The organism is Pseudomonas sp. 9.2(2024) (assembly GCF_039695385.1).
GTDB classification, from domain to species: Bacteria; Pseudomonadota; Gammaproteobacteria; order Pseudomonadales; family Pseudomonadaceae; genus Aquipseudomonas; species Aquipseudomonas paraglycinae.
The window spans coordinates 245,819-270,581 of sequence record NZ_CP155585.1 but is presented as its reverse complement, the minus strand read 5'-3'; the positions used below and the strand labels follow the sequence as shown (position 1 = coordinate 270,581).

General features: G+C 61.7%; 24 protein-coding genes. 11 read left to right on the top strand and 13 right to left on the bottom strand.

Annotated features, from left to right (window positions below; translation table 11 throughout):
• Nucleotides 1-80: 80 nt before the first annotated feature.
• From ABFB52_RS01240 to ABFB52_RS01220, 5 genes are all read left to right on the top strand, one after another.
• Nucleotides 81-365, top strand: coding sequence for a hypothetical protein (locus tag ABFB52_RS01240; protein WP_129973330.1), 285 nt, complete (start codon nt 81-83; stop codon nt 363-365).
• A gap of 67 nt (nt 366-432) precedes the next feature.
• Nucleotides 433-597, top strand: a complete 165-nt coding sequence (locus ABFB52_RS01235) for a DUF1328 domain-containing protein (protein WP_003177151.1) — start codon at nt 433-435, stop codon at nt 595-597.
• Between the two features lie 2 nt (nt 598-599).
• Nucleotides 600-1,064 carry an inhibitor of vertebrate lysozyme family protein gene (locus ABFB52_RS01230; RefSeq protein WP_085748037.1) on the top strand — a complete coding sequence of 155 codons (465 nt, stop codon included), beginning with the start codon at nt 600-602 and terminating at the stop codon, nt 1,062-1,064.
• A 697-nt stretch (nt 1,065-1,761) separates the two neighbouring features.
• Nucleotides 1,762-3,093 (top strand): glutamate/aspartate:proton symporter GltP, encoded by a 1,332-nt coding sequence (gene gltP / locus ABFB52_RS01225; protein ID WP_129973331.1) that lies wholly within the window; start codon nt 1,762-1,764, stop codon nt 3,091-3,093.
• A 201-nt stretch (nt 3,094-3,294) separates the two neighbouring features.
• Nucleotides 3,295-4,524, top strand: coding sequence for a spore maturation protein (locus tag ABFB52_RS01220; protein WP_011331768.1), 1,230 nt, complete (start codon nt 3,295-3,297; stop codon nt 4,522-4,524).
• 3 nt (nt 4,525-4,527) lie between these two features.
• On the opposite strand, the gene ABFB52_RS01215 is transcribed toward ABFB52_RS01220, so the two are convergent.
• The 9 genes from ABFB52_RS01215 to ABFB52_RS01175 form a co-directional block, all read right to left on the bottom strand.
• Nucleotides 4,528-5,154, bottom strand: a complete 627-nt coding sequence (locus ABFB52_RS01215) for an ABC-type transport auxiliary lipoprotein family protein (RefSeq protein ID WP_085748036.1) — start codon at nt 5,152-5,154, stop codon at nt 4,528-4,530.
• Nucleotides 5,151-6,089: an MlaD family protein gene (locus ABFB52_RS01210; RefSeq protein WP_102688230.1), complete on the bottom strand. Its 939-nt coding sequence runs from the start codon at nt 6,087-6,089 to the stop codon at nt 5,151-5,153. The genes ABFB52_RS01215 and ABFB52_RS01210 overlap by 4 nt, the downstream gene beginning before the upstream one ends.
• Nucleotide 6,090: 1 nt before the next feature.
• Nucleotides 6,091-6,894, bottom strand: a complete 804-nt coding sequence (locus ABFB52_RS01205; RefSeq protein ID WP_007954063.1) for an ATP-binding cassette domain-containing protein — start codon at nt 6,892-6,894, stop codon at nt 6,091-6,093.
• Entirely contained in the window at nt 6,891-8,039 is a 1,149-nt protein-coding gene (locus tag ABFB52_RS01200) for an ABC transporter permease (RefSeq protein ID WP_045121722.1), read from the bottom strand. The genes ABFB52_RS01205 and ABFB52_RS01200 overlap by 4 nt, the downstream gene beginning before the upstream one ends.
• Before the next feature lie 55 nt (nt 8,040-8,094).
• Entirely contained in the window at nt 8,095-9,123 is a 1,029-nt protein-coding gene (locus ABFB52_RS01195; RefSeq protein ID WP_129973332.1) for a DUF5924 family protein, read from the bottom strand.
• Nucleotides 9,124-9,198: 75 nt separating this feature from the next.
• A complete protein-coding gene (locus ABFB52_RS01190) occupies nt 9,199-10,590 on the bottom strand; it encodes an insulinase family protein (RefSeq protein WP_085748033.1) in 1,392 nt (463 codons plus the stop codon).
• Between the two features lie 94 nt (nt 10,591-10,684).
• Nucleotides 10,685-12,343, bottom strand: coding sequence for a Na/Pi cotransporter family protein (locus ABFB52_RS01185; RefSeq protein WP_102688228.1), 1,659 nt, complete (start codon nt 12,341-12,343; stop codon nt 10,685-10,687).
• Between the two features lie 214 nt (nt 12,344-12,557).
• On the bottom strand, nt 12,558-13,325 hold the full coding sequence (locus ABFB52_RS01180; protein ID WP_085748031.1) for a TerC family protein: 768 nt from the start codon (nt 13,323-13,325) through the stop codon (nt 12,558-12,560).
• Nucleotides 13,326-13,396: 71 nt separating this feature from the next.
• The gene (locus tag ABFB52_RS01175; protein WP_007954069.1) at nt 13,397-14,704 is read right to left on the bottom strand and encodes a CitMHS family transporter; all 1,308 of its coding nucleotides are present in this window, start codon (nt 14,702-14,704) and stop codon (nt 13,397-13,399) included.
• A 335-nt stretch (nt 14,705-15,039) separates the two neighbouring features.
• On the opposite strand from ABFB52_RS01175, the gene ABFB52_RS01170 reads away from it, so the two are divergent.
• Entirely contained in the window at nt 15,040-15,441 is a 402-nt protein-coding gene (locus ABFB52_RS01170; protein WP_085748030.1) for a GFA family protein, read from the top strand.
• On the opposite strand, the gene ABFB52_RS01165 is transcribed toward ABFB52_RS01170, so the two are convergent.
• Nucleotides 15,442-15,768 carry a DOPA 4,5-dioxygenase family protein gene (locus ABFB52_RS01165; protein ID WP_085748029.1) on the bottom strand — a complete coding sequence of 109 codons (327 nt, stop codon included), beginning with the start codon at nt 15,766-15,768 and terminating at the stop codon, nt 15,442-15,444.
• 84 nt (nt 15,769-15,852) lie between these two features.
• Between ABFB52_RS01165 and ABFB52_RS01160 the strand changes: the two genes are divergently transcribed.
• Nucleotides 15,853-16,512, top strand: coding sequence for an NAD(P)H-binding protein (locus ABFB52_RS01160; RefSeq protein ID WP_129973333.1), 660 nt, complete (start codon nt 15,853-15,855; stop codon nt 16,510-16,512).
• A 4-nt stretch (nt 16,513-16,516) separates the two neighbouring features.
• Here ABFB52_RS01160 and ABFB52_RS01155 read toward each other — a convergent pair whose 3' ends face one another.
• Entirely contained in the window at nt 16,517-17,467 is a 951-nt protein-coding gene (locus tag ABFB52_RS01155; RefSeq protein ID WP_129973334.1) for a LysR family transcriptional regulator, read from the bottom strand.
• A gap of 114 nt (nt 17,468-17,581) precedes the next feature.
• Between ABFB52_RS01155 and betC the strand changes: the two genes are divergently transcribed.
• The 3 genes from betC to ABFB52_RS01140 all read left to right on the top strand — a co-directional run bounded on the left by betC (nt 17,582) and on the right by ABFB52_RS01140 (nt 21,867).
• On the top strand, nt 17,582-19,096 hold the full coding sequence (betC, locus tag ABFB52_RS01150) for a choline-sulfatase (protein ID WP_129973335.1): 1,515 nt from the start codon (nt 17,582-17,584) through the stop codon (nt 19,094-19,096).
• A 16-nt stretch (nt 19,097-19,112) separates the two neighbouring features.
• Nucleotides 19,113-20,030, top strand: coding sequence for a choline ABC transporter substrate-binding protein (choX, locus tag ABFB52_RS01145; protein WP_129973336.1), 918 nt, complete (start codon nt 19,113-19,115; stop codon nt 20,028-20,030).
• Nucleotides 20,031-20,298: 268 nt separating this feature from the next.
• The gene (locus ABFB52_RS01140; RefSeq protein WP_085748024.1) at nt 20,299-21,867 is read left to right on the top strand and encodes a SulP family inorganic anion transporter; all 1,569 of its coding nucleotides are present in this window, start codon (nt 20,299-20,301) and stop codon (nt 21,865-21,867) included.
• A 7-nt stretch (nt 21,868-21,874) separates the two neighbouring features.
• On the opposite strand, the gene aroE is transcribed toward ABFB52_RS01140, so the two are convergent.
• Together aroE and hemF are read right to left on the bottom strand one after the other, a co-directional pair.
• The gene (gene aroE / locus ABFB52_RS01135) at nt 21,875-22,696 is read right to left on the bottom strand and encodes a shikimate dehydrogenase (protein WP_064379616.1); all 822 of its coding nucleotides are present in this window, start codon (nt 22,694-22,696) and stop codon (nt 21,875-21,877) included.
• A gap of 9 nt (nt 22,697-22,705) precedes the next feature.
• Nucleotides 22,706-23,620 (bottom strand): oxygen-dependent coproporphyrinogen oxidase, encoded by a 915-nt coding sequence (hemF, locus tag ABFB52_RS01130; protein ID WP_007954079.1) that lies wholly within the window; start codon nt 23,618-23,620, stop codon nt 22,706-22,708.
• Between the two features lie 147 nt (nt 23,621-23,767).
• On the opposite strand from hemF, the gene ABFB52_RS01125 reads away from it, so the two are divergent.
• The gene (locus ABFB52_RS01125; protein ID WP_085748023.1) at nt 23,768-24,745 is read left to right on the top strand and encodes an NADPH:quinone reductase; all 978 of its coding nucleotides are present in this window, start codon (nt 23,768-23,770) and stop codon (nt 24,743-24,745) included.
• Nucleotides 24,746-24,763 lie beyond the last annotated feature (18 nt).

The window sequence follows — 24,763 nt, the reverse complement described above, 5'->3', positions numbered from 1 at the left end:
GCTGGCACGCAGGCTGCAATACCTCTTTCAGCCCGGGCAGATATGCACTGCCCCAATCGAACAAGAGTGAGGAACCCAGGATGACTCGCCTACGTGCCGCCCAAATGCGTATCTCGCCACTGCACTTGCAGCAGGCCCTGTTTGGCGCACTTGCGCTGCTGATCACTTTGATCGCCTGCCAGCAATACCTGCGCTGGGAGCACAGTCAGCAACCTGAGCCTTTGATCTCGATGCAACACGCGACGCAGACGCACTTCAGCGCCGTCAGCAGCAGCCAGGCCGACAACGGCGCGATGCGCATGATGGACGTCGACCAGCCACAGCCACTGGGCGACATGCCCCGTGAAGAACGCTGGGTTTTCTGATCAACGAATCTGGGCGTCCCCGCGCCGAGACCGGCAACATCCCTAAATAGAAGCAAGGAGAATCACCATGTTGAGCTGGGCAATCACATTCCTGATCATTGCCATCATCGCTGCAGTACTGGGCTTCGGTGGTATCGCGGGCACCGCCACGGGTATCGCCAAGATTCTCTTTGTCGTGTTCCTGGTGATGTTCATCGCTTCCTTCTTCTTTGGCCGTCGCGGTCGAGGTTGAACATGAAGGGTTTAAAGACACTGGCAGCCGCCCTGCTCCTGGGCGGTAGTGCCATGGCGATGGCGGCCAATGACGGCCAGGCGCGGGTCAACGAACTGTTGAGTTCCGACCCGCAATACAGGGAAACCTGGGAAGGTGTGGTGAAGAAGGAAGAACGCCTGCCGGAATGGGTGATGAACCTGTCCGGTACGCCTGACCAGCAGATGAATGCCGTAACCGAAGATGGCGACAAGTATCTGGTCGGCCCGCTCTGCGAATCCGCAGACAAGTGCATGAACCATCGCTTGATCGTCGCGTTCAGTTTCGACAAGAAAGACGCTTACGCCATGCTTGTGGATGTGCCTGAAGGGCTGCCGGCAGACAAGTCGCCAACGCGACATGCCACCTACCGCTTCCTCGGCAAGCCCGACCAGGGCATGCAGGATCTGTTGATGGAAACGCTGAAGAAAGATCCGAACTGGTATTGAACACGAGGGCAGCCGAAAGGCTGTCCTCCATTGCGTCGGCCCGAGGAAGGCCGGTGCATGACCAGGGGGCCGGGACGTTCTGACTGTTGCAGGGTCGGAGTGACCTACGGGTACAGGGAGTGCCTGCGATGAGGGCCGGGTCAGGGTAAAAGCTGCGACGCAAGTTCGCCAACCGAAGCGGTTTGACGGACTTGCGCTGAGCTTTCAACGTGACAAAACGTTGATCCAGAGCGTTCTGCTCTTCATTTTTATCGCCCACACTGCGTGCGAAAGCATTTCGCGGTGTTTCCTGGCGACCGTATATCGAGAAAGAGTCGATCCACCAAGTCGGACATTTAGTTTCCGAACGTAGGCTTTTTCCCAAATTTTTCGTCGAAATCACTCGTTCAAAAAATAACCAACCTACGCTGTAATGGCCGGTTCACGGCACTTATGCCTGCCGAAATGTCGTATTCGAACCGGTTGGGACGCCAGTTTCATTTAAAAAAGCTCATGCCGATTCGGCATAGGGTAGGCGTTTACGGCATTAGACGGCGCAACCTTGCATCGGAATAGTTGCGCCTTTTTTCGCCTGCCGGAGAGCCGTAAACACGCGCTTCGGGGCACCTTATACGGAGGCAGATGCACAGACTTTTCCGCTGATGAGCGTTCCAGTTCCTGCATGTGCCTGAGTCAAACGCAAGTAAGGGTAAAGATAATGAAGAAGGCAAAGCTTAGCCTCGCCTGGCAGATCCTCATCGGTCTGGTATTGGGGATTGCAATCGGTGCGTTGCTCAACCATTTCAGTGCCGAGAAGGCCTGGTGGATCAGCAACGTCCTGCAACCGGCAGGCGATATCTTTATCCGTCTGATCAAGATGATCGTGATCCCGATCGTCATCTCTTCCCTGATCGTCGGCATTGCCGGCGTGGGCGACGCCAAGAAGCTCGGGCGCATCGGCCTGAAGACCATCATCTACTTCGAAATCGTCACTACCATCGCCATTGTTGTCGGCCTGCTGCTGGCCAACCTGTTCCATCCGGGTGCCGGCATCGACATGAGCACCCTGGGCACCGTCGATATCTCCAAGTACGAGGCGACCGCCGCCGAAGTGCAGCATGAACACGCGTTCATCGAGACCATCCTCAACCTGATCCCGTCGAACATCTTCGCGGCTATGGCCCGCGGCGAAATGCTGCCGATCATCTTCTTCTCCGTGCTGTTCGGTCTCGGTCTGTCGAGCCTGCAGTCGGACCTGCGCGAGCCGCTGGTGAAGATGTTCCAGGGCGTCTCGGAAAGCATGTTCAAAGTCACCCACATGATCATGAACTACGCCCCGATCGGCGTATTCGCTCTGATCGCGGTGACCGTGGCCAACTTCGGTTTCGCCTCGCTGCTGCCGCTGGCCAAGCTGGTGATCCTGGTTTACGTCGCCATCGCCTTCTTCGCCTTCGTGATTCTGGGCCTGATCGCCAAGCTGTTCGGTTTCTCGGTGATCAAGCTGATGCGCATCTTCAAGGATGAGCTGGTGCTGGCTTACTCCACCGCCTCCTCGGAAACCGTACTGCCACGGGTGATCGAGAAGATGGAAGCCTACGGCGCACCGAAAGCCATCTGCAGCTTCGTGGTACCGACCGGCTACTCGTTCAACCTCGACGGTTCGACCCTGTACCAGTCCATCGCGGCGATCTTCATTGCCCAGCTGTACGGCATTGACCTGTCGATCAGCCAGCAACTGCTGCTGGTCCTGACCCTGATGGTGACCTCCAAAGGTATCGCCGGCGTGCCGGGCGTGTCCTTCGTGGTACTGCTGGCCACTCTGGGCAGCGTGGGTATCCCGCTGGAAGGCCTGGCCTTCATCGCCGGTGTCGACCGTGTGATGGACATGGCGCGTACCGCCCTGAACGTGATCGGCAACGCCCTCGCCGTACTGGTCATCGCCCGTTGGGAAGGCATGTACGACGACGCCAAGGGCCAGCGCTACTGGAACTCGCTGCCGCACTGGCGCAGCAAGGAAAAACTGCCGGCCGGTGAAATCTCCAAAAACTGATGCAAAACCCTGTGGGAGCTGGCTTGCCAGCGATGAGGTGCGCACATTCAACATATTCGCTGAATGAACACCGCCATCGCGGGCAAGCCCGCTCCCACAGTGGTTGATGCAAGCCTTACCAACAAACCCCGGAGAAATCCGGGGTTTGTCGTTTCTGGCGACCCCGCTATCATTCGCCGCATCTTCCGGGGGATTTGACTGATGCTTAATGGCCTGTGGCTTGGCTTCTTCGTCGTGGCAGCCGTTTCGGCGCTGGGGCAATGGCTGATCGGCGGCAACGCCGGGATCTTCGCGGCGATGGTGGAAAGCATTTTTGCCATGGCCAAGCTGTCGGTCGAAGTCATGGTGCTGCTGTTCGGCACGCTGACCCTGTGGCTGGGCTTCCTGCGCATTGCCGAAAAGGCCGGCATCGTTGAATGGCTGGCCAAAGTGCTCGGGCCACTGTTCCTGCGGCTGATGCCGGAAGTTCCAGCCGGACATCCCGCGCTGGGCCTGATCACCCTGAACTTCGCCGCCAACGGTCTGGGCCTGGACAACGCCGCCACGCCGATCGGCCTTAAAGCCATGAAGGCGCTGCAAGAGCTCAACCCCAGCTCGACCATCGCCAGCAACGCGCAAATCCTGTTCCTCGTACTGAATGCCTCGTCCCTGACCCTGCTGCCGGTGACGATCTTCATGTATCGCGCCCAGCAAGGCGCGCCGGACCCGACGCTGGTGTTCCTGCCGATCCTGCTGGCGACCAGTTGCTCGACCATCGTCGGCTTCCTGTCGGTGGCGTTCATGCAGCGCCTGCGCGTGTGGGACCCGGTGGTGCTGGCTTACCTGATTCCCGGCGCGCTGATCCTCGGCGGCTTCATGGCGTTGCTCGCGACAATGTCGGCCACTGCGCTGGCGGGCCTGTCGTCGATCCTCGGCAACCTGACGCTGTTCGGCCTGATCATGCTGTTCCTGGTGATCGGCGCGTTGCGCAAGGTGAAGGTTTACGAGGCCTTCGTCGAAGGCGCGAAGGAAGGTTTCGACGTCGCCAAGAACCTGCTGCCGTATCTGGTGGCGATGCTTTGCGCGATCGGTGTATTGCGTGCATCGGGCGCACTGGATTTCGGCCTCGACGGCATCCGTCATCTGGTGGAGTGGGCAGGGTGGGACACACGCTTCGTTGACGCGCTGCCGACGGCGATGGTCAAACCGTTCTCCGGCAGCGCCGCCCGGGCGATGCTGATCGAAACGATGAAGACCTCGGGCGTGGACAGCTTCCCGGCGCTGGTGGCGGCGACGATCCAGGGCAGCACCGAAACCACGTTCTACGTATTGGCGGTGTACTTCGGCGCGGTGGGCATTCAGCGCGCCCGGCATGCCGTCGGTTGCGCGCTGCTGGCCGAGCTGGCGGGTGTGCTCGGCGCTATCGGCGTCTGCTACTGGTTCTTCGGCTGATATTCAGGGCCGGGCAGGTGGGGCAACTTTCTGCCCTTGCTCCACCGCCCACGCCACCACCTTCGCGGTGAGGCGATCACTGGCCTGACCGAAGCCGGCCACCACCGCCGGCACCTTCACATCACTGAGCGGCTGACGTTCTTCGAAGCGGCGACTGGCGAGGATCCGCTGGTCGTAACCGCGCACCAGCAACGCATCGACCCGCACCACCACGCTGGCCTGCGTGCCCTGATACTCGGTCTGAAACGCCTGCAGGCTGCCACCCAGTTCCAGGTCCGCCTGGAAATTGCTGTCGTCGGTGCTCAACAGCGACACCCGGCCATCGCGCTGGAAGCCATCGAGCAAGCGGTTACGCACCAGCACCGGCGCCGGATCGCTCCAGCGCGAGGCCTTGTAACTGCTGATCACATCGCCCTGAGGAATCACCGCGATGCTCGGCCGGTTCAGCGCTTCACTGGCCTGCAGTTTGTTCAGGCGCAGCGACCAGTGCTGGGTAGATGCCGAACTGGCCGAGGCGGGCGCCTGTGCCGTCGGCAGGCGATAGACATCCGACGGTTCGGACTTGGGCAGGATCGAGCACGCGCTGATCAGCGTGAAGCCGGCGAGGAGGGCGAGGCGAATCAGCTTCATGGCGTGAACTCCTTGTTCTTGTCACTGCCCAGCAGGTAACCGCTGGGGTTGGCCTCCAGGCGTTGGGAAATGGCGCGCAGCGAATTCAGGGTTTCACGCAGCTCGCGGATCGCCGGGGCCAGGCCGTTGAGGCCCTGCATGCCGCTGTCGAGGGAATTCTGATTCTTGCTCAACAGACCATTGATGGTGGCGCTGCTCTGCTCCAGGGATTTCATCGCCTGCTCGGCGCTGCCGAGCGCCTGTTTGCCCTGATCGTTGAGCAGGCCGTTGGCGTTGCGCATCAACGCGGACGTCTGTTCAAGCATGTTGCCGGCCTGTTTGCCGACCGTCGCCAGTTGCTGCATGGCCTGACGCAGGTCGCCGCGCTGATCGTTGATCGAGCCGGTGGTCTGCTCCAGATGTTCAAGGGTTTTGCTCACGCGCTCGATGTTGTCGGCAGAGAACATCTGATTGGCATTACTCAGCAACGTCGTGACCCCGCTCATCAAATCGTTGCTGTCGCTGAGCAGCCGCGAGATGGGCGAAGGCGAGGCGACGATGGTCGGCAGATTGCCGTCATGGCCCTTGAGTTTCGGGCTTTGCGGCGTGCCCCCGCTGAGCTGGATGATCGAGGTGCCGGTGATCCCGGCCAAGGCCAGTTTGGCCTCGGTGTCTTCCTTGACCGGCGTGTCGCCAGCCAGGCGAATCCGTGCCAGCACTCGACGCGGGTCCTTCGGGTCGAGGCGCAGGCTGACCACGTCGCCGACCTTGATCCCGCTGTACTGCACCGGACTGCCGCGGGACAGCCCGCTGACCGCCTCGTTGAACACGACTTCGTAATCCTTGAACTCGGTGTCGACACTGGACTTGGCCAGCCACAGACCGAAGAGCAGGGCGCCTGCCACCACAATCACCGTGAACAGGCCGATCAATACATGATGGGCTCGGGTTTCCATGTCAGACCTCGTTGAGCTGTTTGGCGGCGTCCAGCGCCGAGCGGCCGCGAGGGCCGTGGAAGTATTCGTGAATCCACGCGTCGTCGGTTTCCGAGACCACGTCGATGGGACCGGCCACCAGAACTTTCTTCTGCGCCAGTACCGCGACGCGGTCAGTGATGGTGTAGAGCGTGTCGAGGTCGTGGGTTACCAGAAACACGCTCAGGCCCAAAGCATCACGCAGGGTCAGGATCAATTGGTCGAACTGCGCGGCGCCAATCGGATCCAGGCCGGCAGTGGGTTCGTCGAGAAACAGAATGTCCGGGTCCAGCGCCAGCGCCCGGGCCAGTGCCGCGCGTTTGATCATGCCGCCGGACAGCGAAGCCGGGTACTTGTCCGCCGCCGACAGCGGCAGCCCGGCCAGCGCCAGCTTCACCGCCGCCAGGTGCTCGGCGTCGTCGCGGCTGAGGCCGGCGTGTTCGATCAGGGGCAGGGCGACGTTCTCGGTGACCGTCAGCGACGAGAACAGCGCGCCTTTCTGGAACAGCACGCCAAAGCGCCGCTCGATCAGCGAACGCTCATGCTCCGGCAGGCTCGGCAGGTTCTGGCCGAACACCTTGACCATGCCTTCGCTGGGCCGGCGCAAGCCGACGATACTGCGCAGCAACACCGACTTGCCGCTGCCGGAGCCGCCGACCACGGCCAGGATCTCGCCTTTGTACAAGTCGAGGTCGAGGTTCTCGTGCACGCTCTGGCTGCCGAAGCGATTGCACAGGCCACGGACTTCGATCACCGCCTCGGAAGGCGCGCGGGGTAGACGACTCACCAGCCCATCTCCATGAAAAACAGCGCGGCAACCGCATCGAGCACGATCACCACGAAAATCGATTGCACCACGCTTGAGGTGGTGTGGGCGCCGACCGATTCGGCGCTGCCGCTGACCTTGAAGCCTTCCAGACAGCCGATGGCGGCAATCAGGAACGCGAAGATCGGGGCTTTGACCAGGCCCACCAGGAAATGTTGAATCCCTATGTCGCTTTGCAACAGCGACAGGAACATCGCCGGCGAGATATCCAGCGACACCGCGCAGACCACTGCGCCACCGACGATCCCGCAGATCATCGCCAGAAAGGTCAGCATCGGCAGCGCCACCAGCAGCGCCAACACCCGGGGCACCACCAGTAATTCCATGGGGTCGAGGCCGAGGGTGCGAATGGCGTCGATTTCCTCGTTGGCCTTCATCGAGCCGATCTGCGCGGTAAAGGCACTGGCGGTGCGGCCGGCCATCAGAATCGCCGTGAGCAGCACCCCGAACTCGCGCAGGAAGGCGAAGCCCACCAGATCCACGGTGAACACGCTGGCGCCGAAACTGGCCAGCACCGTCGCCCCGAGGAACGCCACCACCGCGCCCACCAGAAAGGTCAGCAACGCGACGATGGGCGCGGCGTCGAGGCCGGTCTGTTCGATGTGGGCGATCATCGGCGTGATCCGCCAGCGCTTGGGCCGGAACAGGCTGCGAGCGATGGTTTCGAGGATCAGGCCGACGAAACCGAGCAGCTGCAAAGTGTCCTGCCAGACCGTATCAACGGCCCGGCCGATACGGGTCAGCAATTGCACGCTGACGCTGATTTCCGGTTCCTTGATCGGCACGCAGAAGTCGGTCAGCGAGCGATACACGGTTTGCAGCAAGGCGCGGTCGGCGCTGGAAATCGTGCAGTCAGGGTGTTCGGCGGATTTTCCCAGCCGCTCGGAGCCGAGCAGTTCGACGAGCAGCGACGCGCCGGCGGTGTCGAGGGCGCCGAGGCCGTTGAGGTCGATGGGGGTGTTGGCGTCGTACTGGCCGTGGAGCGTTTCGCTCAGTTGCTTGAGGTCGGCGTAATGGGCAAGCGTCCAGTCCCCGGTGACCCGCAGGCGGGCAGGGGTGATCGAGGTGTCCAGGCGGGCACTGCCGGTCATTGGGCTGCTGGTCATAAGCTCCGTGCTTGTTCGGCTTTTGAGACGAACCTACGTAATAGCACGAACACGGTTACTTTTCTTTGGTCGGTGTGCTGTCCGTGACTTCGAAGCGCAGCACGCCAATCACCTGACCGTCCTCGGTCAACACCCGCACCTGCCACTTGCCTGTCGGGTTGCCGGGGAAATTCTGTTTGTGAGTCCAGGCCCGGTAGCCCTCCTTGCGCCCGCCGTGGATGTCGAGGGAGATGCGGTCGACCTCTTTGCCGTTGAATTGCCAGACGTGATAAATCCGCTCATCAAGCCCGCGCGGCGCGTTGATCGCGGTGTAGGCATAGAGCCCGCCGCCACGGATCTGTTCGGCGCTGACTTCCTTGAGGCTGGCGCCCGGAACCCGGTCCTGCACCTGAGTGCTGATCGCCACGTCGGTCATCCACAGCGTCGCCGGCGGCACCCACGAACGCAGAACCCAACCGACGCCACCGATGCCGACCGTGATACACAGGATCGCCAGCGCATTGCGCACGGTGCGGATCGGGAAGATCGACGCCAGGCTCGGGAACGACAACACCACCGCAATCCCCAGCGCCCATTTGAAGCTTTGCGAGGTGGTCAGGTGCATGATCACCGGCAGCGCGGTGAGCAGGGCGGCGAACAGGGTCAGGGTGTGCAGCGCGAGGAACGCCCAGCGCCGTGGCGCCAGCCATTTGTAGTAGAGCGGGTCAACGATCGAGATCAGCGCCGCGATGCACAGCAGCCCGGTGAAAAACAGCTGGCCGCTGTTCCAGGTGGTGGTGATGAAGAAGAACGGCAGGACGAAAAACAGGCTTTCCTGGTGGATCATCTGCGTCGCGTAACGCAGCAGCGGCTGGGGGATTTCCCGTTTGAAGATCCGCGTGAACAGCTTGGTCAGGCTGTTTTCCAGCATCAGCCAGATCCAGCTCAGCAGCATGATCGTGGTGATCCAGCTCGCCAGCCCCTGTTGCCGGTCGACCAGAATGAAACTGCCGACCCCGGAGATGAAACCGCCGAGCGCAATGACCCCGGGGTAGCGCTTCATCAGTTCGAGAATGCGCTGGATCAGTAGGGTCAATTTAGACATTTGGGCGGTTCACGACAGTCGAGGAAAAAACCCCGACAGAGTACCGCCCGCCGGGCCGTGTGGCGAGGCTGCCGGTCAGTCTGGATCCACGGACTTGCGCCGATGCAGGCGCCAGCCAAGCAGAATCAGCACCAGCACGCCCAATCCGCCCGCCAGCAGCCACAACACCTGATCGTCGCTGAGCAGCGGTTTCTCGATCCGCAGATAACCCGGTTGCAGCAACAACTCGCGCATGGCCTTGTTCGCCGCCTCCAGCGTCACGCCTTGCAGCTCCCGCGCAGGATCGGCAAAGCGCCCGTCCTCGTAGTCGCCCAACGCGCTCCAGTAATAGTCGGCCATGGCGCTGGTGCCTTGCACGGCCCAGGCCTGGTGGGCGATGGCGGCTTGTTTCAAGCGATTGAAGGTGTCGGCGTCGAGGCCGTTTTTCAGCAGGTCGGCCTTGAGGTCTTCCAGCACTTGTTCGGCTTCGGCGATGTCACCGCGATCCAGGTCGGCGTTGAGGCTCATGAAGCCGACGCCACCGAACACCTCGCGTTCGGCCCACGGCCCGTAGGACAAACCGTGGTTCAGGCGCAGTTGGCGGTACAACGCCCACTCCAGGTATTCCTTGAGCAGGTCGAAGGTTTCGTCGTACTGATCGTCCAGCACCGGCTCCGGCACCAGCCAGTGCAGCTTGGCGCTGTTGCCGATGAAACCGCGAGTGATCGTGCGTTCGTGAGCGGCGCTGGCGCGGATGTCCGGCAGCGGACGGTGTTCGCTCGGCTCGACCGCTTCCAGCGCGCCCCACGCCCGTTCCAGATAGGCCGGCAGCAATTTATCGAGGTCGCCGACGACGATCAGGGTCATGTTGTTCGGCGCGTACCAGGCCTTGCGTACCTTCTCCAGCTGTTCGCGGGTCAGGCCATCGACCTCGGCCCGCTGCGGGCATTTGATGCCCAGTTCGACCGCCAGCTGATTGCTCGCGGTGTGGCCCAGGTCCTGCCGGTCGAGAAAGCGTTGCAGCCGGGTGTAATGACCGCCGTCCTCACGCTCGACCACTCGCTTGGCAGCGTTGATCGCGTTGTCGTCGAAGCGGGTCTGGGTCAGCAGGTCCAGCAGCAGGTCGAGGACCTTGCGCTGGTTTTTCGCCGGGGCTTCGATGACGAAGGTGGTGTCGGCGTTGCTGGTGAAGGCGTTCCAGTCACCACCGAGGGCCTGCATGCGCTCTTCGAGACCGCCTTCGCCGGTGGCGTCGATGCCGCTGAACAGCAAGTGTTCGAGCAGGTGCGGCAGCTCTTTTTCATTGCAGTCGAAATCGTCCAGACCGACGCCGATCACCAAGCGGATCGCCACGTGCCCACGCTCGGTGCCGGGCTTGAGCAGCAATTGCAGACCGTTGGGCAGCGCATAGCCTTCGACCTGAAAACGATCCAGGGCGAAAGCGGGCAGGGAACCGAGCAACAGACAGGCGAACAACAGGCAACGCATAACGAGCTTCCATACGGCTGAATTGGAGATCCGTGTCGTCAGTCCGGCTGCGAGGCCGAACCTTGAGTTACTGACTGACCACAACCCCAGACGTTCAAGGCGAATGCGTGATGTCCGCCATATCGTCCGCCGCCAGCGCGCCGGTATCGGAAGTTTCCAGCACCACATAGGCGCTGCTGCAGAACAGCGAGTTCAGGCGTTTCATGTCGGCAATCAACTCCAGGTGCAACGAACTGGTCTCGATACTCTGCACGATCTTACGTTGCAACCGGCTGACATGGGCGTGGGCCAGACGCCGTTCCTGTGCGCGAAAGCGACGTTTCTCGCGCAGCAACTGGCGGGCGCTTTCCTTGTCGCCGCTGAGGAACACCGACAGCCCCAGCCGCAGGTTGGCGATCAGTTGCTGGTGCAGCCCGGCCAGTTCTTCCAGCCCGTCTTCGGAGAACGACCGGCGTTGAGAAGTCTTCTGCTGCTGCACTTTGCGCAGCATGCGTTCGATCAGGTCGCTGGCCAGTTTGAGGTTGATCGCCAGCTCGATGATCTCCGCCCAGCGTCGACTGTCCTGTTCGCCGAGATCTTCGCGGGGCATCTGCGCCAGGTACAGCTTGATCGCGCTGTACAGCGCTTCGACATCATCGGTCAGCTTGCGCATTTCCTGAGTGATGGCGGTCTGCTTGCCGCGCAGCACGTCGAGGGTCGCGTCGAGCATGTTGTCGATCAGGTCGCCCATGCGCAGGGTTTCCCGAGCGGCGTTGGCCAGCGCCAGACTCGGCGTGACCAGCGCGGTGGCGTCGAGGTGACGCGGCTTTGCGGTGCCGTTGACCTCCGGCCGCTCCGGCAGCAGCCAGGCGCACAGCCGCGCCATCGGCCCGACGCTCGGCAGCAGGATCAGGCAACGCGCGGTGTTGTAGAGCAGGTGGAAGCCGATGACCATTTCCTGCGGGCTGAAATCCAGGCTGTCGATCCAGTGCACCAGCGGGTCGAGTACCGGAATGATCAGCAGCAGCCCGATCAGTTTGTACAGCAGGCTGCCCAGCGCCACCTGCCGGCCGGCGGCGTTCTGCATGCTGGTGCTCATGAACGCCAGCACGCCGCTGCCGATGTTGGCGCCGATCACCAGACCGATAGCCACCGGCAGACTGATGACCGCAGCGCCGGCGAGGGTGGCAGTCAACAGCACGGCGGCAAGGCTGGAATAGGAAATCATCGCGAACAACGCGCCGACCAGGGCGTCGAGCAGGATATCGCCGGTCAGCGACGCAAAAATCACCTTCACCCCTTGGGCATGGGTGATCGGCGCAGCGGCCTCGACGATCAGTTGCAGCGCCAGAATGATCAGCCCCAGTCCGATGGCCACACGGCCCATCTGCCCGAGCCGCGTCTGTTTGCGCGACAGAAAGAAAATCACCCCGATAAAAATCAGCAGCGGCGACAGCCACGACAGGTCGAACGTCAGCACCCGCGCCATCAGCGCCGTACCGACATCGGCACCGAGCATGGTCGCCAGGGCCGGGGTCAACGCCATCAGGCCCTGACCGACAAAGGACGTCACGAGCATGGCGGTGGCGTTGCTGCTCTGCACCATCGCGGTGACGACGATGCCGGCGACAAAGGCCAGCCAGCGTTTGGACATGTTCTGGCCGATCACGTGGCGCAGATTGGTGCCGTACACCCGCAGGATGCCGGTTCGGACGATGTGCGTGCCCCAGATCAGCAGGGCCACGGCAGACAGCAAATTCAGCAGGGTGAGCATGCAGACCCCCTGTAATAGCAGCGCCCCAGAGGGGCAAGTTGACGGTACCGCGCAATTTCTACGTTCTGATACTTAAGCTGTAGTTGGCTAACGGTCTGGGCGCCAGCATTGCACAGCTAAAGCGGAGATTGAAACAAAAGTGTCATGAAAACAGGTTCATGCAGCCATGAAAAAAGGGCCCGAAGGCCCTTTGATCTGTTGCGCAGCGTTCGGGTTACTGACCCGGAATATCCTTGCGCAGTTTCACCGGATCCTGCTGTTTGCGTTTTTTCGCGATGGCGGTGCGCATCTTGATGTTGATCGCTTCGACCGCCAGCGAGAACGCCATGGCGAAGTAGACGTAGCCTTTCGGTACGTGCACGTCGAACGACTCGGCAATCAGCACGGTACCGACCACCAGCAGGAACGACAGCGCGAGCATTTTCAGCGACGGGTGCTTGTCGATGAACTCGCTGATCTTGCCCGAGGCCAGCATCATCACCAGCACGGCCACGATGATCGCCGCAACCATGACCGGAACGTGGGACACCATGCCGACGGCGGTGATCACCGAGTCAAGCGAGAACACGATGTCGATGATCGCGATCTGGATGATGGTGTAGAGGAAATTGCCGCCCTTGCCCGAAGGCTCGTCGCCGCTCTCATCTTCACCTTCCAGCGCGTGGTACATCTCCTGGGAGCTTTTCCACAGCAGGAACAGGCCACCGAAGAACAGGATCAGGTCGCGACCGGAAATGCCCTGGCCGAACACTTCGAACAGGTCGGCGGTGAGGCGCATGACCCAGGTGATCGACAGCAGCAACAGGATCCGCGTGATCATGGCCAGGCCAAGACCGAAGATCCGGGTGCGCTGCTGCATGTGTTTGGGCATGCGGCTGACCAGGATCGAAATCATGATGATGTTATCGATGCCCAGAACGATTTCCAGGGCGGTCAGGGTGAAGAAGGCAACCCAGATCTCAGGGTTGGTCAGCCATTCCATGTGTATTCCTTTGAGCGAGTGTTAAACCAGGACGCCAGCAATCAGCTGGCGTCCTGGTGAGTTTGGTGCCGTTACAACGTGCTGAACAGCGGGAAAGTCCCCAACAGCAAGGCTGCGACCAGTATGCACAGGCAGACCAGCACTGCCCACTTCAGGGTGAAACGCTGATGATCGCCGAACTCGATCCCCGCCAGTGCGACCAGCAGGTATGTCGACGGCACCAGTGGGCTCAGCAGGTGAACCGGCTGACCGACGATCGAGGCACGGGCCATTTCCACCGCGGTGATGCCGTAATGGCTGGCCGCTTCGGACAACACCGGCAACACACCGTAGTAGAACGCATCGTTCGACATGAAGAACGTGAACGGCATGCTCACCAGCGCCGTGATCACCGCCAGGTACGGGCCGAGGAAATCAGGGATCACCGCCAGCAGGCTTTTCGACATCGCATCGACCATGCCGGTGCCCGACAGGATACCGGTGAAAATGCCTGCCGCGAAGATCAGACTGACCACCGACAGCACGCTGCCGGCGTGGGCGGCGACGCGATCCTTCTGCATTTGCAGGCAAGGGTAGTTGACGATCATGGCAATACTGAACGCCACCATGAACAGCACCGGCAGCGGCAACAGGCCGGCGATCAGAGTGCACATCAGGGCCAGGGTCAGCAGGCCGTTGAACCAGATCAGTTTCGGACGGCGGGCATCCGGGAATTGCGAAACGCTGATTTCGCTGTGATCGATTTCGTCGCCGATCAGGTGCAGCTCACCCAGACGCGCACGCTCACGTTTGCCGTAGAAGTAGGCAATGATCAGGATCGCCACCACACCGGCAGCCATCGCCGGGATCATCGGTACGAAGATGTCCGACGGGTCCACGTGCAGCGCACTGGCGGCACGGGCGGTCGGGCCACCCCATGGGGTCATGTTCATCACGCCGCCGGCGAGGATGATCAGACCGGCCATGATCCGCGGGCTCATGCCGATGCGACTGTACAGCGGCAGCATGGCAGCCACGCAGATCATGTAAGTGGTCGCGCCGTCACCATCGAGGGAAACGACGAGCGCCAGTACGGCGGTGCCGACCGAAACTTTCAGCGGGTCGCCCTTGACCAGTTTGAGGATCTTGCGCACGGCCGGGTCGAACAGGCCGGAGTCGATCATCAGGGCGAAATACAGAATCGCGAACATCAGCATCACGCCAGTCGGCGCAAGCTTGGTAATACCTTCGAGCATCATCGGGCCGATCTTCGGGGCGAAACCACCGAACAGGGCGAACAGGATCGGGATGATGATCAGAGCGATCAGCGCAGACAGGCGCTTGGTCATGATCAGGAACATGAACGTGATGACCATGGCGAAGCCAAGGAAAGTCAGCATGGGAATACTCCAGGCGTAGCGCGGCTAGGTAAGTGAGCGGATCGGCGGGATCAGCGCAGAACGGGAAGCACGAGGCGTACGGGCGGAGTGTCAGAAAAAAGGCGTGGGAGGAGGCGGGTTACAGAGGACATCAGAATCACCATTGTTGTTGTTAATTGGGCCTGTCGTGCGAGCAATCGCACGCGTTGGCCAACCGGTCTGTTGCCGGCAGTGGGGGCGATCCTAATCGGGGAACCTTTCAGCTACCTTTCGCGCAAGAAAGCTTTGGGCGAACGGCCAACCGGCCGTCGGATGCGGGCTAGAGTCAATGAACACGGGAAGCGGAGGGCAGGGCGATGACTGAGTTGCACGGCGGTGGCTGCCATTGCGGACATATCCGCTATCAGTTCAGCGGCGCGTTGCAGGACATCGCCCACTGTCATTGTTCGATCTGTCGAAAGGTCAGCGGTGGCATCGTCACTACCTGGATCACGCTGCCGGCGGCGAACTTCCAGTGGCTGGCGGGGACGCCTTCGCGCTATGACTCATCGACCAGTTGCGCCCGGTTCTTCTGTCCGAACTGCGGCGCACAACTGGCGCTGGTAACGTTGCTCAGTCCCGAGAGCATCGATCTGACGATTGCCACACTGGATCACCCGGAGCAGGCCGCCGCCGAGCGGCATATCTGGACCGACAGCCAGTTGCCGTGGCTGCACCTGGACGAGCATTTGCCGGGCGAGCCCGAAGAAACCATCTGATTAAAAAACAGACAGATCCAGCGGCCGCATCGCGCCCATCCAGATCGCGTGTTCGGTGTGATCGAGCAAGTCATCGCCGGTGTCCGGGTGCAGGAACACCACCAAACCCTTGCGATTGAGCGCCAGCCACGGCAGCACGTCGCCGATCAGCTCCGGGCCGAAGGCCAACTGGCAGCTCCAGTCCGGGTGCGGGCCGATCGGACGTTCATGCACGCGGCCCATCTTCAATGGGAATAATTGCGCGGCCTGCTCACACAGCGCCCGCGCCTGTTCGATCGTGCTGGCGTCGTAATAAACATGGGCGTGATAACCCTTGATCGTCTGCATCGCAAACCCTCTGAATCGGTTCGAACCCTCGGCGTTGCCCGTATGTCACACGCCATACAAGGGAAAACAAAAGGGACCTCAGCCATGAAAAATGCCGAAACCCCGGCGGTGAAAGTGGTGCTCTATGGTGCCATGAGTAGCCTGGGCAGTGCGTTGATGGCTGAACTGCTGCGTCGCCAGCACGAAGTCATCGCGATCCTCGACGATCTGACGGCGCTCGCGCCACGGCCGGGGCTGCGCACCAAAAGCGGCGATCTGCTCGATGCCGAGCGGGTCAACCAGAGTGTCGCCGGCAGCTCGGCAGTGATCTGCCTGCTGAATGCGCCGGGCTTGCCGCTGAGCAGCGATCATGTCGAGAAATCCGTGGTGCTGGGGCCGGTGGAACAGGTGCTGGCGGTGGATGCGCTGATCGACGGACTGCAGGCGGCGAACGTCTCGCGGCTGTTTGTCATCGGCGAATTCGAAGCCCTGGACGACCCGGAAAACGCAGACCCATTGCAACGCCACGCCGCCGAAGAAGTGCGCGAAGCCCTGCAAAGCAGCCCGCTGCACTGGACGCTGGTGAACGCACCGCGCAGCGTCGCCGGGCTGACGATCGAGCATTTCAATCAGGTCGGCCGCACGCTCGAACCGGGTCTGGCCGAACCGCTGGAACGCCTGAACCGGGTGGCGGTGGGGATTGCCGATGAGCTGCGGCTGAATCTGCATCTGCGCCAGCACGTGGATTTTGTCGCCGCCTCTTGATCCGTTACACAGCAATCGAAGGCAACGGCAGCCCGGCCAGGGATTCGGCGCTGCTCGCCTGTTCGGCCATCAGCCAATCCACGAACGTCTGGATCAACGCGCCCCGGCGCTTGCGTTGCGGCAGCACCACGTAATAACCGAGGCGCGACAGGGTGGTTTCGGCGATCGGCCGGCACAACAGTCCCTGAGTAAGCAAGTTATCCACAAGGTGCCGCCAGCCGATCGCCACACCCTGACCGCCAATCGCGGCTTGAATCAACAAGGTGTAATTGTCGAAGCGCAGTTGGCCCGGGGCCGGCGGCGTGCTGATGTTCAGCGCGCGAAACAGACCGCTCCAGTCGAACCAGTTGCTGCTATTTTCTCCGCGCAGGTGCAGCAATGGAAACTCCATCAATGCCTGGGCCGGCAAGGGCAGGGGGCGATCCTTGAGCAGTTGCGGGCTGCACACCGGAAACACTTCTTCGCTGAACAGCCAGTGACTTTCGCCCTGTTTGAAGCGACCGTCGCCGAACAGCACGGCAACGTCGATATCCGGACGCAGCATGTTGTGATTGCGCTCGCTGGTGACCAGGCTCACGTCCACCTGTGGATAAGCTTCATGAAAGCGGTGCAGGCGCGGCATCAGCCAATACGCGGCGAAGGCGAAGTCGGTGGCGACCTGCAGCACTTCATGTTGCTGTTGTGTGCTGATCGCGCTCAATCCTGCGTCGATGTTCTGCAAACCGAGGGTAACCTGCTCGAACAGGATCGAGCCGACCTCGGTCAGTTCGATGCCCCGGTAGATGCGGTCGAACAGCCGCGTTCCGAGCTGTTCCTCCAGCCGTTTGATCTGCTGGCTGATGGCCGGTTGCGTCGTGCCAAGCTCCACCGCCGCAGCGGTAAAACTGCGATGACGGGCCGCCGCCTCGAAGGCGCGCAGCAGGTCGAGCGACAAATCACCGAGGGCTTCATACATAAGCTGTGCTTATCCTAGTCATTGTCCGGCGCGGGCTTTACCGGATATTGCGTGGAATCCATGCTCGATCGCAGCAATGTCGCATAAATATTCACTATGGAATGCCGCGATCACATGAAGCGCAAGAACATTCTTTTCATCATGGCCGATCAAATGGCCGCGCCAATGTTGCCGTTCTACGGCCCATCGCCGATCAAACTGCCGAATCTCAGCCGCCTCGCCGAACAAGGCGTGGTGTTCGATGCCGCCTACTGCAACAGCCCGCTGTGCGCGCCTTCGCGCTTCACCCTGGTCAGCGGCCAGTTGCCGAGCAAGATCGGCGCCTACGACAACGCCGCCGATTTCCCCGCCGACATTCCCACTTACGCGCATTACCTGCGCCGCCTCGGTTATCGCACCGCGCTGTCGGGCAAGATGCATTTCTGCGGCCCCGATCAACTGCACGGTTACGAAGAGCGCCTGACCAGTGACATCTATCCGGCCGACTACGGCTGGGCGGTGAATTGGGACGAGCCCGACGTGCGGCCGAGCTGGTATCACAACATGTCTTCGGTGCTTCAGGCCGGCCCGTGCGTGCGTACCAACCAGCTCGATTTCGATGAAGAGGTGGTGTTCAGGGCTCAGCAATACCTGTTCGACCATATCCGCGAGGACGGCGATCAGCCGTTCTGCCTGACCGTGTCGATGACTCACCCTCACGATCCGTACACGATTCCCAAGGCGTTCTGGGATTTGTACGACGATGCGGATATCCCGCTTCCGACGACGCCGGATCAGCATTCACTCGATCCGCACTCCCAGCGTTTGCTCAAGGTCTACGACCTGTGGGACAAGCCGCTGCCTGTGGATAAAATCCGCGACGCACGCCGCGCGTACTTCGGTGCATGCAGTTATATCGACGCCAACGTCGGCAAACTTCTGCAAACCCTCGAAGATTGTGGGCTGACGGACGACACCGTCATCGTGTTCTCCGGCGACCATGGCGACATGCTGGGAGAGAAGGGCCTCTGGTACAAAATGCACTGGTACGAAATGGCCGCTCGAGTGCCCCTGTTGATAAGTGCACCCGGTCAGTTCAAATCGGGCCGTGTCAGCTCTGCCGTCTCCACCGCCGACCTGTTGCCGACCTTCGTCGAACTGGCCGGCGGCAGCCTGGAACCAAGTCTGCCGCTCGATGGCCGTTCGTTGGTGCCACATCTGCAAGGGCAGGGCGGTCACGACGAGGTATTCGGCGAATACATGGCCGAAGGCACTGTCAGTCCGCTGATGATGATCCGCCGTGGCGCCTTCAAATTTATCTACAGCGAAACCGACCCTTGCCTACTCTTCGATGTGGACAACGATCCGCGCGAGCAGGAAGAACTCAGCCAATCACCGCAACATCGCCAGCTTTTCGACGATTTTCTTGCTGAAGCACGGGCCAAGTGGGACATCCCGGCGATCCACCGTGAAGTCCTCGAAAGCCAGCGTCGCCGGCGCTTCGTCTCCGAGGCGCTGACGATCGGCAAGCTGAAGAGCTGGGATCACCAGCCGCTGGTGGACGCCAGTCAGCAGTACATGCGCAACCACATCGACCTCGATGACCTGGAGCGCAAGGCCCGTTATCCACAACCCTGCCAAAACCAATAACGTTAAGGGGAAGTCCATGGTCAAGTTATCCACAGTCGTGACGGTCAGTCTGCTGGCACTGGGCAGCGCATCCGCGTTCGCCGAGAGCTGCGACACGGTGAAAATGGCCGACCCCGGCTGGAGCGACATCGCCGCGACCAACGCCATCACCGGGTTTCTGCTGGATGGCATGGGCTACAAGGCCAAGGTCGACACCCTCGCGGTGCCGATCACCTTTGGCGGCTTGAAGGATGGCCAGGTTGACGTGTTCCTCGGCAACTGGATGCCGGCGCAGCAGGGCTTCTACGACAAGTTCGTGGCCACCGGTGACGTCACCCAACTGGCGAAGAATCTCGACGGCACCGAATTCACCCTGGCCGTGCCGGATTACGTGTGGGATGCGGGTGTGCATAACTTTGCCGACCTGAATAAGTACGCCGATAAATTCGAGAAGAAGATCTACGGCATCGGCTCCGGCGCGCCGGCGAACATCTCGCTGCAAGAGATCATCAAGAAGAACGACTTCGACCTGGGACAGTGGAAGCTGATCGAGTCCAGCGAACAGGCGATGCTGGCCGAAGTCTCGCGGGCGGTGAAGAAGCAGAAATTCGTCACCTTCCTCGGCTGGACCCCGCACCCGATGAACGTGCAGCTGAAAATGCATTACCTCAAGGGCGGCGAGAAGTACTTCGGCGACACGGGTAGCGTCTACACCCTGACCCGCAAGGGCTACGCCGAGGCCTGTCCGAATGTGGGTAAATTGCTGACCAATCTTGCGTTCACTCAGGAGATGGAGAACAGCATCATGGCCGAGGTGGTGAACAAGAAGGTCAGCAATGCGGAGGCGGTGAAGGCGTGGATCAAGGCGAATCCGGCGGTGTTGGACAAGTGGCTTGATGGGGTGAAAACGGTGGATGGCAAAGATGCATTGGCGGCGGTTAAAGCGAAGCTTTGATCGCGGTGTGCTGAAGGTCTGAGTTCGCTTTAGATCTTTTCCCCCCTCTCCCCAACCCTCTCCCCCCAAGGGGGGCGAGGGGGAAAGGGAGCTGACCGTCGTTGGTTTCAGAAACTGAGTTCGACTGAAGACGTTCAGGTCGATGGATTTCGAACAGACACCTCGGTAAGTTCCCTCTCCCTCCGGGAGAGGGTTAGGGTGAGGGGGCTGTTCCTGATTGACACCCTGATACCCTTCACACACCACCCATCCCAAACCGAGAGGATCCATGGCCCTCCCCAGCCGTCGCTCACTTTTCCCCTTCCTGACCTGGCTGCCCCGGCAGACTCGCGCCAGCGTCGGGCGGGACCTGGTCGTCGGGCTCAGCGGGGCGATTCTCGCGTTGCCCCAGTCGATTGCCTACGCCCTGATCGCCGGTCTCCCACCGGAATACGGGCTCTATGCCGCCATCGTCCCGGTATTGATCGCCTGCCTGTGGGGCTCGTCGTGGCATCTGATCTGCGGGCCGACGGCAGCGATTTCGATTGTGCTGTTCGCCAGTGTCAGTCCGTTGGCCGTGCCTGCGTCACAGGACTACATCACCCTGATCCTGCTGCTGACCTTCCTTGCCGGGATTTTCCAGTGGCTGCTCGGCCTGTTGCGCTTCGGCGCGCTGGTGAATTTCGTCTCACATTCCGTAGTGCTGGGTTTCACCCTAGGCGCTGCGGTGGTGATTGCCATCGGTCAATTGCCGAACCTGCTGGGGCTGGATCTGCCGGCCAAGGCCACGGCGCTGGCCAGCCTGATGGATTTGCTTCGCCATCTCGGGACTGTGGATAAACCATCGCTGGTCCTCGGTGCGGCCACGGTGGTGGTTGGCGCCTTGCTCAAACAATGGCTGCCGCGCTGGCCGACGCTGTTGATGACCTTGGTCCTCGGCAGTCTGGTGGTGTGGCTGTGGCCGGCGATGTTCGGCCATGTTCAACTGGTCAGCGCGTTTGTCGGGCGCTTGCCGCCGTTCAGTGGATTGCCGCTGGATATGGACCTGATCCTGCGCCTGCTGCCCAGCGCCGTGGCGGTGGGCATGCTCGGGCTGGTCACCAGCCTGTCGATTGCCCGTTCAATTTCCGCACGCTCGCAACAGCTGCTCGACGCCAACCAGGAAGTCCGCGCCCAGGGTCTTTCGAACATTGTCGGGGCGTTCTTTTCGGGATCGTTGTCGGCCGGCTCGTTCACCCGTTCCGGGCTGAGCTACGAGGCCGGGGCCTGTTCGCCGCTGGCCGGGGTGTTTTCGGCGTTGTGGGTGGCGTTGTTCGCGATCTTCGGTGCCGGGCTGATCGCGCACATTCCGATCCCGGCCATGGCCGGCAGCATTCTGCTGATCGCCTGGGGACTGGTGGATCATCGCGGCATTCGCGCGTTGCTGCGGGTCAGCCGGGCGGAATTTGTGGTGATGAGCCTGACCTGCGTCGCCACGTTGCTGCTGGAATTGCAGACGGCGATCTATGCCGGCGTGCTGGCCTCGTTGTTTTTCTACCTCAAGCGCACTTCGCAGCCGAGGGTGCAGCATTGGCGCGATGGTGAAGACGATGTGTTGCGGGTCGGCGGGTCGATCTTTTTCGGCGCGAGCCACTACCTGCAAGTACGCCTGCAACGGATGCATGGCGCGCGGGTGGTGATCGAGGCGCAGCAGATCAACTTCATCGACTATTCAGGCGTGGAAATGCTCCATCAGGAAGCCCGGCGGCTTCTGCGCCAGGATCGCAGCCTGACCTTGCGTCAGGCGCGACCGCAGGTGGTGGAGGAGTTGCGCAAACTCGAAGGGCCGGAGAAATGCCCGATCCGGTTCGAGGACTGAGGGCGCCTTACAGCGCCAACTGCCGACGCAATTCCGCCAGAACCGGCGCAGTGTCCGGACGCACACCGCGCCACAGGAAGAACGCTTCGGCAGCCTGTTCGGCCAGCATGCCCAAGCCGTCCATCACCACGCCTGCGCCATGCTCGCTGGCCCAGCGGCAGAACGCGGTCGGTTCCTTGCCGTACATCATGTCGTAGCACAGCGTCTTGCCGGGCTCGATCAGGCTTGGGGCAATCGGCGGCACGTCGCCGGTGAGGCTGGCGGAGGTGGCGTTGATGATCACGTCCACCGGCTCGCGCAACCAGTCGTAACCACTGGCCGACACCGGTCCCAAATCACAGAACAGTTCGGCCAGCAGCTCGGCCTTGTCCACCGTGCGGTTGGCGATGATCACCGAGGCCGGTTTCTCCGCCAGCAACGGCTCCAGCGCACCGCGCACTGCGCCACCGGCGCCGAGCAGCAGAATGCGTTTGCCGGTGAGGCTGAACCCGGCGTTGACCGTCAGATCCCGCACCAGACCGGCGCCGTCGGTGTTATCGCCGAGCAGGCTGCCGTCGGCCAGTTTGCTCAGGGTGTTCACCGCACCCGCGCGTTCGGCGCGGGCGGTCAGGCTGTTGGCCAGGCGATAAGCATCTTCCTTGAACGGTACGGTCACGTTGGCGCCGCGACCTTCCTGGAAAAACGCCGTTGCGCAGCCGGAAAAATCGTCGAGCGGCGCCAGCAGGGTGCTGTAGTCGAGGCTTTGCCCGGTTTGTTCGGCGAACAGTTTGTGAATCATCGGCGACTTGCTGTGGCCGATCGGGTTACCGAAAACGACGTAACGATCCATCGGAAATCCTCAGGCCTGGGCCAGCCAGTCGCGATCTTGCAGGAAGTACTCGGTCAGGCGCGCTTCTTCGCTGCCCGGCTCGGCTTTCCAGTCGTAGGCCCAGCGCACTTGCGGCGGCAGCGACATCAGGATCGACTCGGTGCGCCCGCCCGATTGCAGGCCGAACAGGGTGCCACGGTCGTAAACCAGGTTGAACTCGACATAACGGCCGCGACGGAATTCCTGGAACTCGCGCTGCTTGGCGGTGAACGCATCGTTCTTGCGTCGCTGCACGATCGGCAGATAAGCGTCGATGTACGCATCGCCGATGGCGCGCATGAAGGCGAAACTGGTGTCGAAGTCCCACTCGTTCAGGTCATCGAAGAACAGGCCACCGATGCCGCGCGGCTCGTGGCGATGCTTGATGTGGAAGTAGGTGTCGCACCAGGCCTTGTAGCGCGGGTAGACGTCCGGGCCGAACGGCGCGCAGGCCTGTTCGGCGACGCGGTGCCAGTGGATGCAGTCTTCTTCGTTGCCGTAGTACGGGGTCAGGTCGAAGCCACCGCCGAACCACCAGACCGGTTCTTCACCTTCCTTCTCGGCGATGAAAAAACGTACGTTGGCGTGGGACGTCGGCACATGCGGGTTGTGCGGATGGATCACCAGCGACACGCCAAGGGCTTCGAAACCACGCCCGGCCAGCTCCGGCCGATGGGCACTGGCAGACGGTGGCAGGCCACTGCCGAAGACGTGGGAAAAGTTGACGCCGCCCTTTTCGATCACCGTGCCGTTCTCGATCACCCGGGTCCGACCGCCACCGCCGGCCGGACGGGTCCAGGCGTCTTCGACAAAGCGCGTGCCGCCGTCTTCAGTTTCCAGCGCGGCGCAGATGCGGTCTTGCAGGTCGAGCAGATAGGCCTTTACGGCGTCGGTGCGGGTCGTCATGGCTTCACCTTGGATCGGGCGGAACTGCGCGGCGCCCCGCGCAAATGGGCGCGTAGCATACCATCGCAAACCGGCACGCCGCAGTTGACGAAGATCAAGCATGAGCGTTCGATAGGGACCTTCCCAAATGACCCAAGGAGTAGGCAGATGGCCAAGCGAATCCAGTTCCGCGCCCACGGCGGCCCCGAAGTGCTCGAGTACGTTGACTATCAACCCGCCGAACCCGGTCCGCAGCAGGTTCGCGTGAGCAACAAGGCCATCGGCCTGAACTTCATCGACACCTACTACCGCAGCGGTCTTTACTCGCCACCGACCTTGCCGTCGGGTGTGGGTGCGGAAGGCGCCGGTATCGTCGAGGCCGTGGGCAGCGAGGTCACCCGGTTCAAGGTCGGTGACCGTGTGGCGTACGGCAGCGGCCCGTTGGGCGCGTACAGCGACGTCCACGTCTTGCCGGAAGCGAATCTGGTGCACCTGCCGGACGCCATCAGCTTCGAAACCGCCGCCGGCGTGATGCTCAAGGGCCTGACCGTGCAGTACCTGCTGCGCCAGACCTACGAACTCAAGGGTGGTGAAACCATTCTGTTCCACGCAGCGGCCGGGGGCGTCGGTTTGCTCGCCTGCCAATGGGCCAGAGCCCTGGGCGTGAAGCTGATCGGCACCGTCAGCTCGAAAGCCAAAGCCGATCTCGCCAAGGCCCATGGCGCCTGGGAAACCATCGACTACAGCCACGAAAACGTCGCCCAGCGCGTGTTGGAATTGACCGACGGGAAAAAAGTCCCGGTGGTCTACGACGGCGTCGGCAAGGACACCTGGCCGGCTTCGCTGGACAGCGTGGCGCCCCGTGGCCTGCTGGTGAGCTTCGGCAATGCGTCGGGCGCGGTTGACGGCGTGAATCTGGGGATTCTGGCGGCGAAAGGCTCGCTGTACGTCACCCGGCCAACTCTGGCGACCTACGCCAACAACGCCGAAAACCTGCAGCGCATGGCCGACGAGCTGTTCGGGATGATCACCAGCGGCAAGCTGAAAGTGGATATCAGCCAGCGTTATCCGCTGGCTGACGCGGCCAAAGCCCAGACCGAACTGTCGGCGCGGCGCACCACGGGCTCGACTGTCCTGCTGCCCTGACCACCGATGACCTCGTCC

What these genes read in the sequence shown, in the direction of transcription:
- ABFB52_RS01230 (WP_085748037.1), top strand. Translation starts at nt 600, where the DNA reads ATGAAGGGTTTAAAGACACTGGCAGCCGCCCTGCTCCTGGGCGGTAGT.
- ABFB52_RS01165 (WP_085748029.1), bottom strand. Translation starts at nt 15,768, where the DNA reads ATGCAGACGATCAAGGGTTATCACGCCCATGTTTATTACGACGCCAGC.
- ABFB52_RS01240 (WP_129973330.1), top strand. Translation starts at nt 81, where the DNA reads ATGACTCGCCTACGTGCCGCCCAAATGCGTATCTCGCCACTGCACTTG.
- hemF (WP_007954079.1), bottom strand. Translation starts at nt 23,620, where the DNA reads ATGACGACCCGCACCGACGCCGTAAAGGCCTATCTGCTCGACCTGCAA.
- ABFB52_RS01210 (WP_102688230.1), bottom strand. Translation starts at nt 6,089, where the DNA reads ATGGAAACCCGAGCCCATCATGTATTGATCGGCCTGTTCACGGTGATT.
- ABFB52_RS01235 (WP_003177151.1), top strand. Translation starts at nt 433, where the DNA reads ATGTTGAGCTGGGCAATCACATTCCTGATCATTGCCATCATCGCTGCA.
- ABFB52_RS01155 (WP_129973334.1), bottom strand. Translation starts at nt 17,467, where the DNA reads ATGTATGAAGCCCTCGGTGATTTGTCGCTCGACCTGCTGCGCGCCTTC.
- ABFB52_RS01140 (WP_085748024.1), top strand. Translation starts at nt 20,299, where the DNA reads ATGGCCCTCCCCAGCCGTCGCTCACTTTTCCCCTTCCTGACCTGGCTG.
- ABFB52_RS01125 (WP_085748023.1), top strand. Translation starts at nt 23,768, where the DNA reads ATGGCCAAGCGAATCCAGTTCCGCGCCCACGGCGGCCCCGAAGTGCTC.
- gltP (WP_129973331.1), top strand. Translation starts at nt 1,762, where the DNA reads ATGAAGAAGGCAAAGCTTAGCCTCGCCTGGCAGATCCTCATCGGTCTG.
- choX (WP_129973336.1), top strand. Translation starts at nt 19,113, where the DNA reads ATGGTCAAGTTATCCACAGTCGTGACGGTCAGTCTGCTGGCACTGGGC.
- ABFB52_RS01170 (WP_085748030.1), top strand. Translation starts at nt 15,040, where the DNA reads ATGACTGAGTTGCACGGCGGTGGCTGCCATTGCGGACATATCCGCTAT.
- ABFB52_RS01160 (WP_129973333.1), top strand. Translation starts at nt 15,853, where the DNA reads ATGAAAAATGCCGAAACCCCGGCGGTGAAAGTGGTGCTCTATGGTGCC.
- ABFB52_RS01215 (WP_085748036.1), bottom strand. Translation starts at nt 5,154, where the DNA reads ATGAAGCTGATTCGCCTCGCCCTCCTCGCCGGCTTCACGCTGATCAGC.
- ABFB52_RS01200 (WP_045121722.1), bottom strand. Translation starts at nt 8,039, where the DNA reads ATGACCAGCAGCCCAATGACCGGCAGTGCCCGCCTGGACACCTCGATC.
- ABFB52_RS01195 (WP_129973332.1), bottom strand. Translation starts at nt 9,123, where the DNA reads ATGTCTAAATTGACCCTACTGATCCAGCGCATTCTCGAACTGATGAAG.
- ABFB52_RS01220 (WP_011331768.1), top strand. Translation starts at nt 3,295, where the DNA reads ATGCTTAATGGCCTGTGGCTTGGCTTCTTCGTCGTGGCAGCCGTTTCG.
- ABFB52_RS01190 (WP_085748033.1), bottom strand. Translation starts at nt 10,590, where the DNA reads ATGCGTTGCCTGTTGTTCGCCTGTCTGTTGCTCGGTTCCCTGCCCGCT.
- ABFB52_RS01175 (WP_007954069.1), bottom strand. Translation starts at nt 14,704, where the DNA reads ATGCTGACTTTCCTTGGCTTCGCCATGGTCATCACGTTCATGTTCCTG.
- ABFB52_RS01185 (WP_102688228.1), bottom strand. Translation starts at nt 12,343, where the DNA reads ATGCTCACCCTGCTGAATTTGCTGTCTGCCGTGGCCCTGCTGATCTGG.
- betC (WP_129973335.1), top strand. Translation starts at nt 17,582, where the DNA reads ATGAAGCGCAAGAACATTCTTTTCATCATGGCCGATCAAATGGCCGCG.
- ABFB52_RS01180 (WP_085748031.1), bottom strand. Translation starts at nt 13,325, where the DNA reads ATGGAATGGCTGACCAACCCTGAGATCTGGGTTGCCTTCTTCACCCTG.
- aroE (WP_064379616.1), bottom strand. Translation starts at nt 22,696, where the DNA reads ATGGATCGTTACGTCGTTTTCGGTAACCCGATCGGCCACAGCAAGTCG.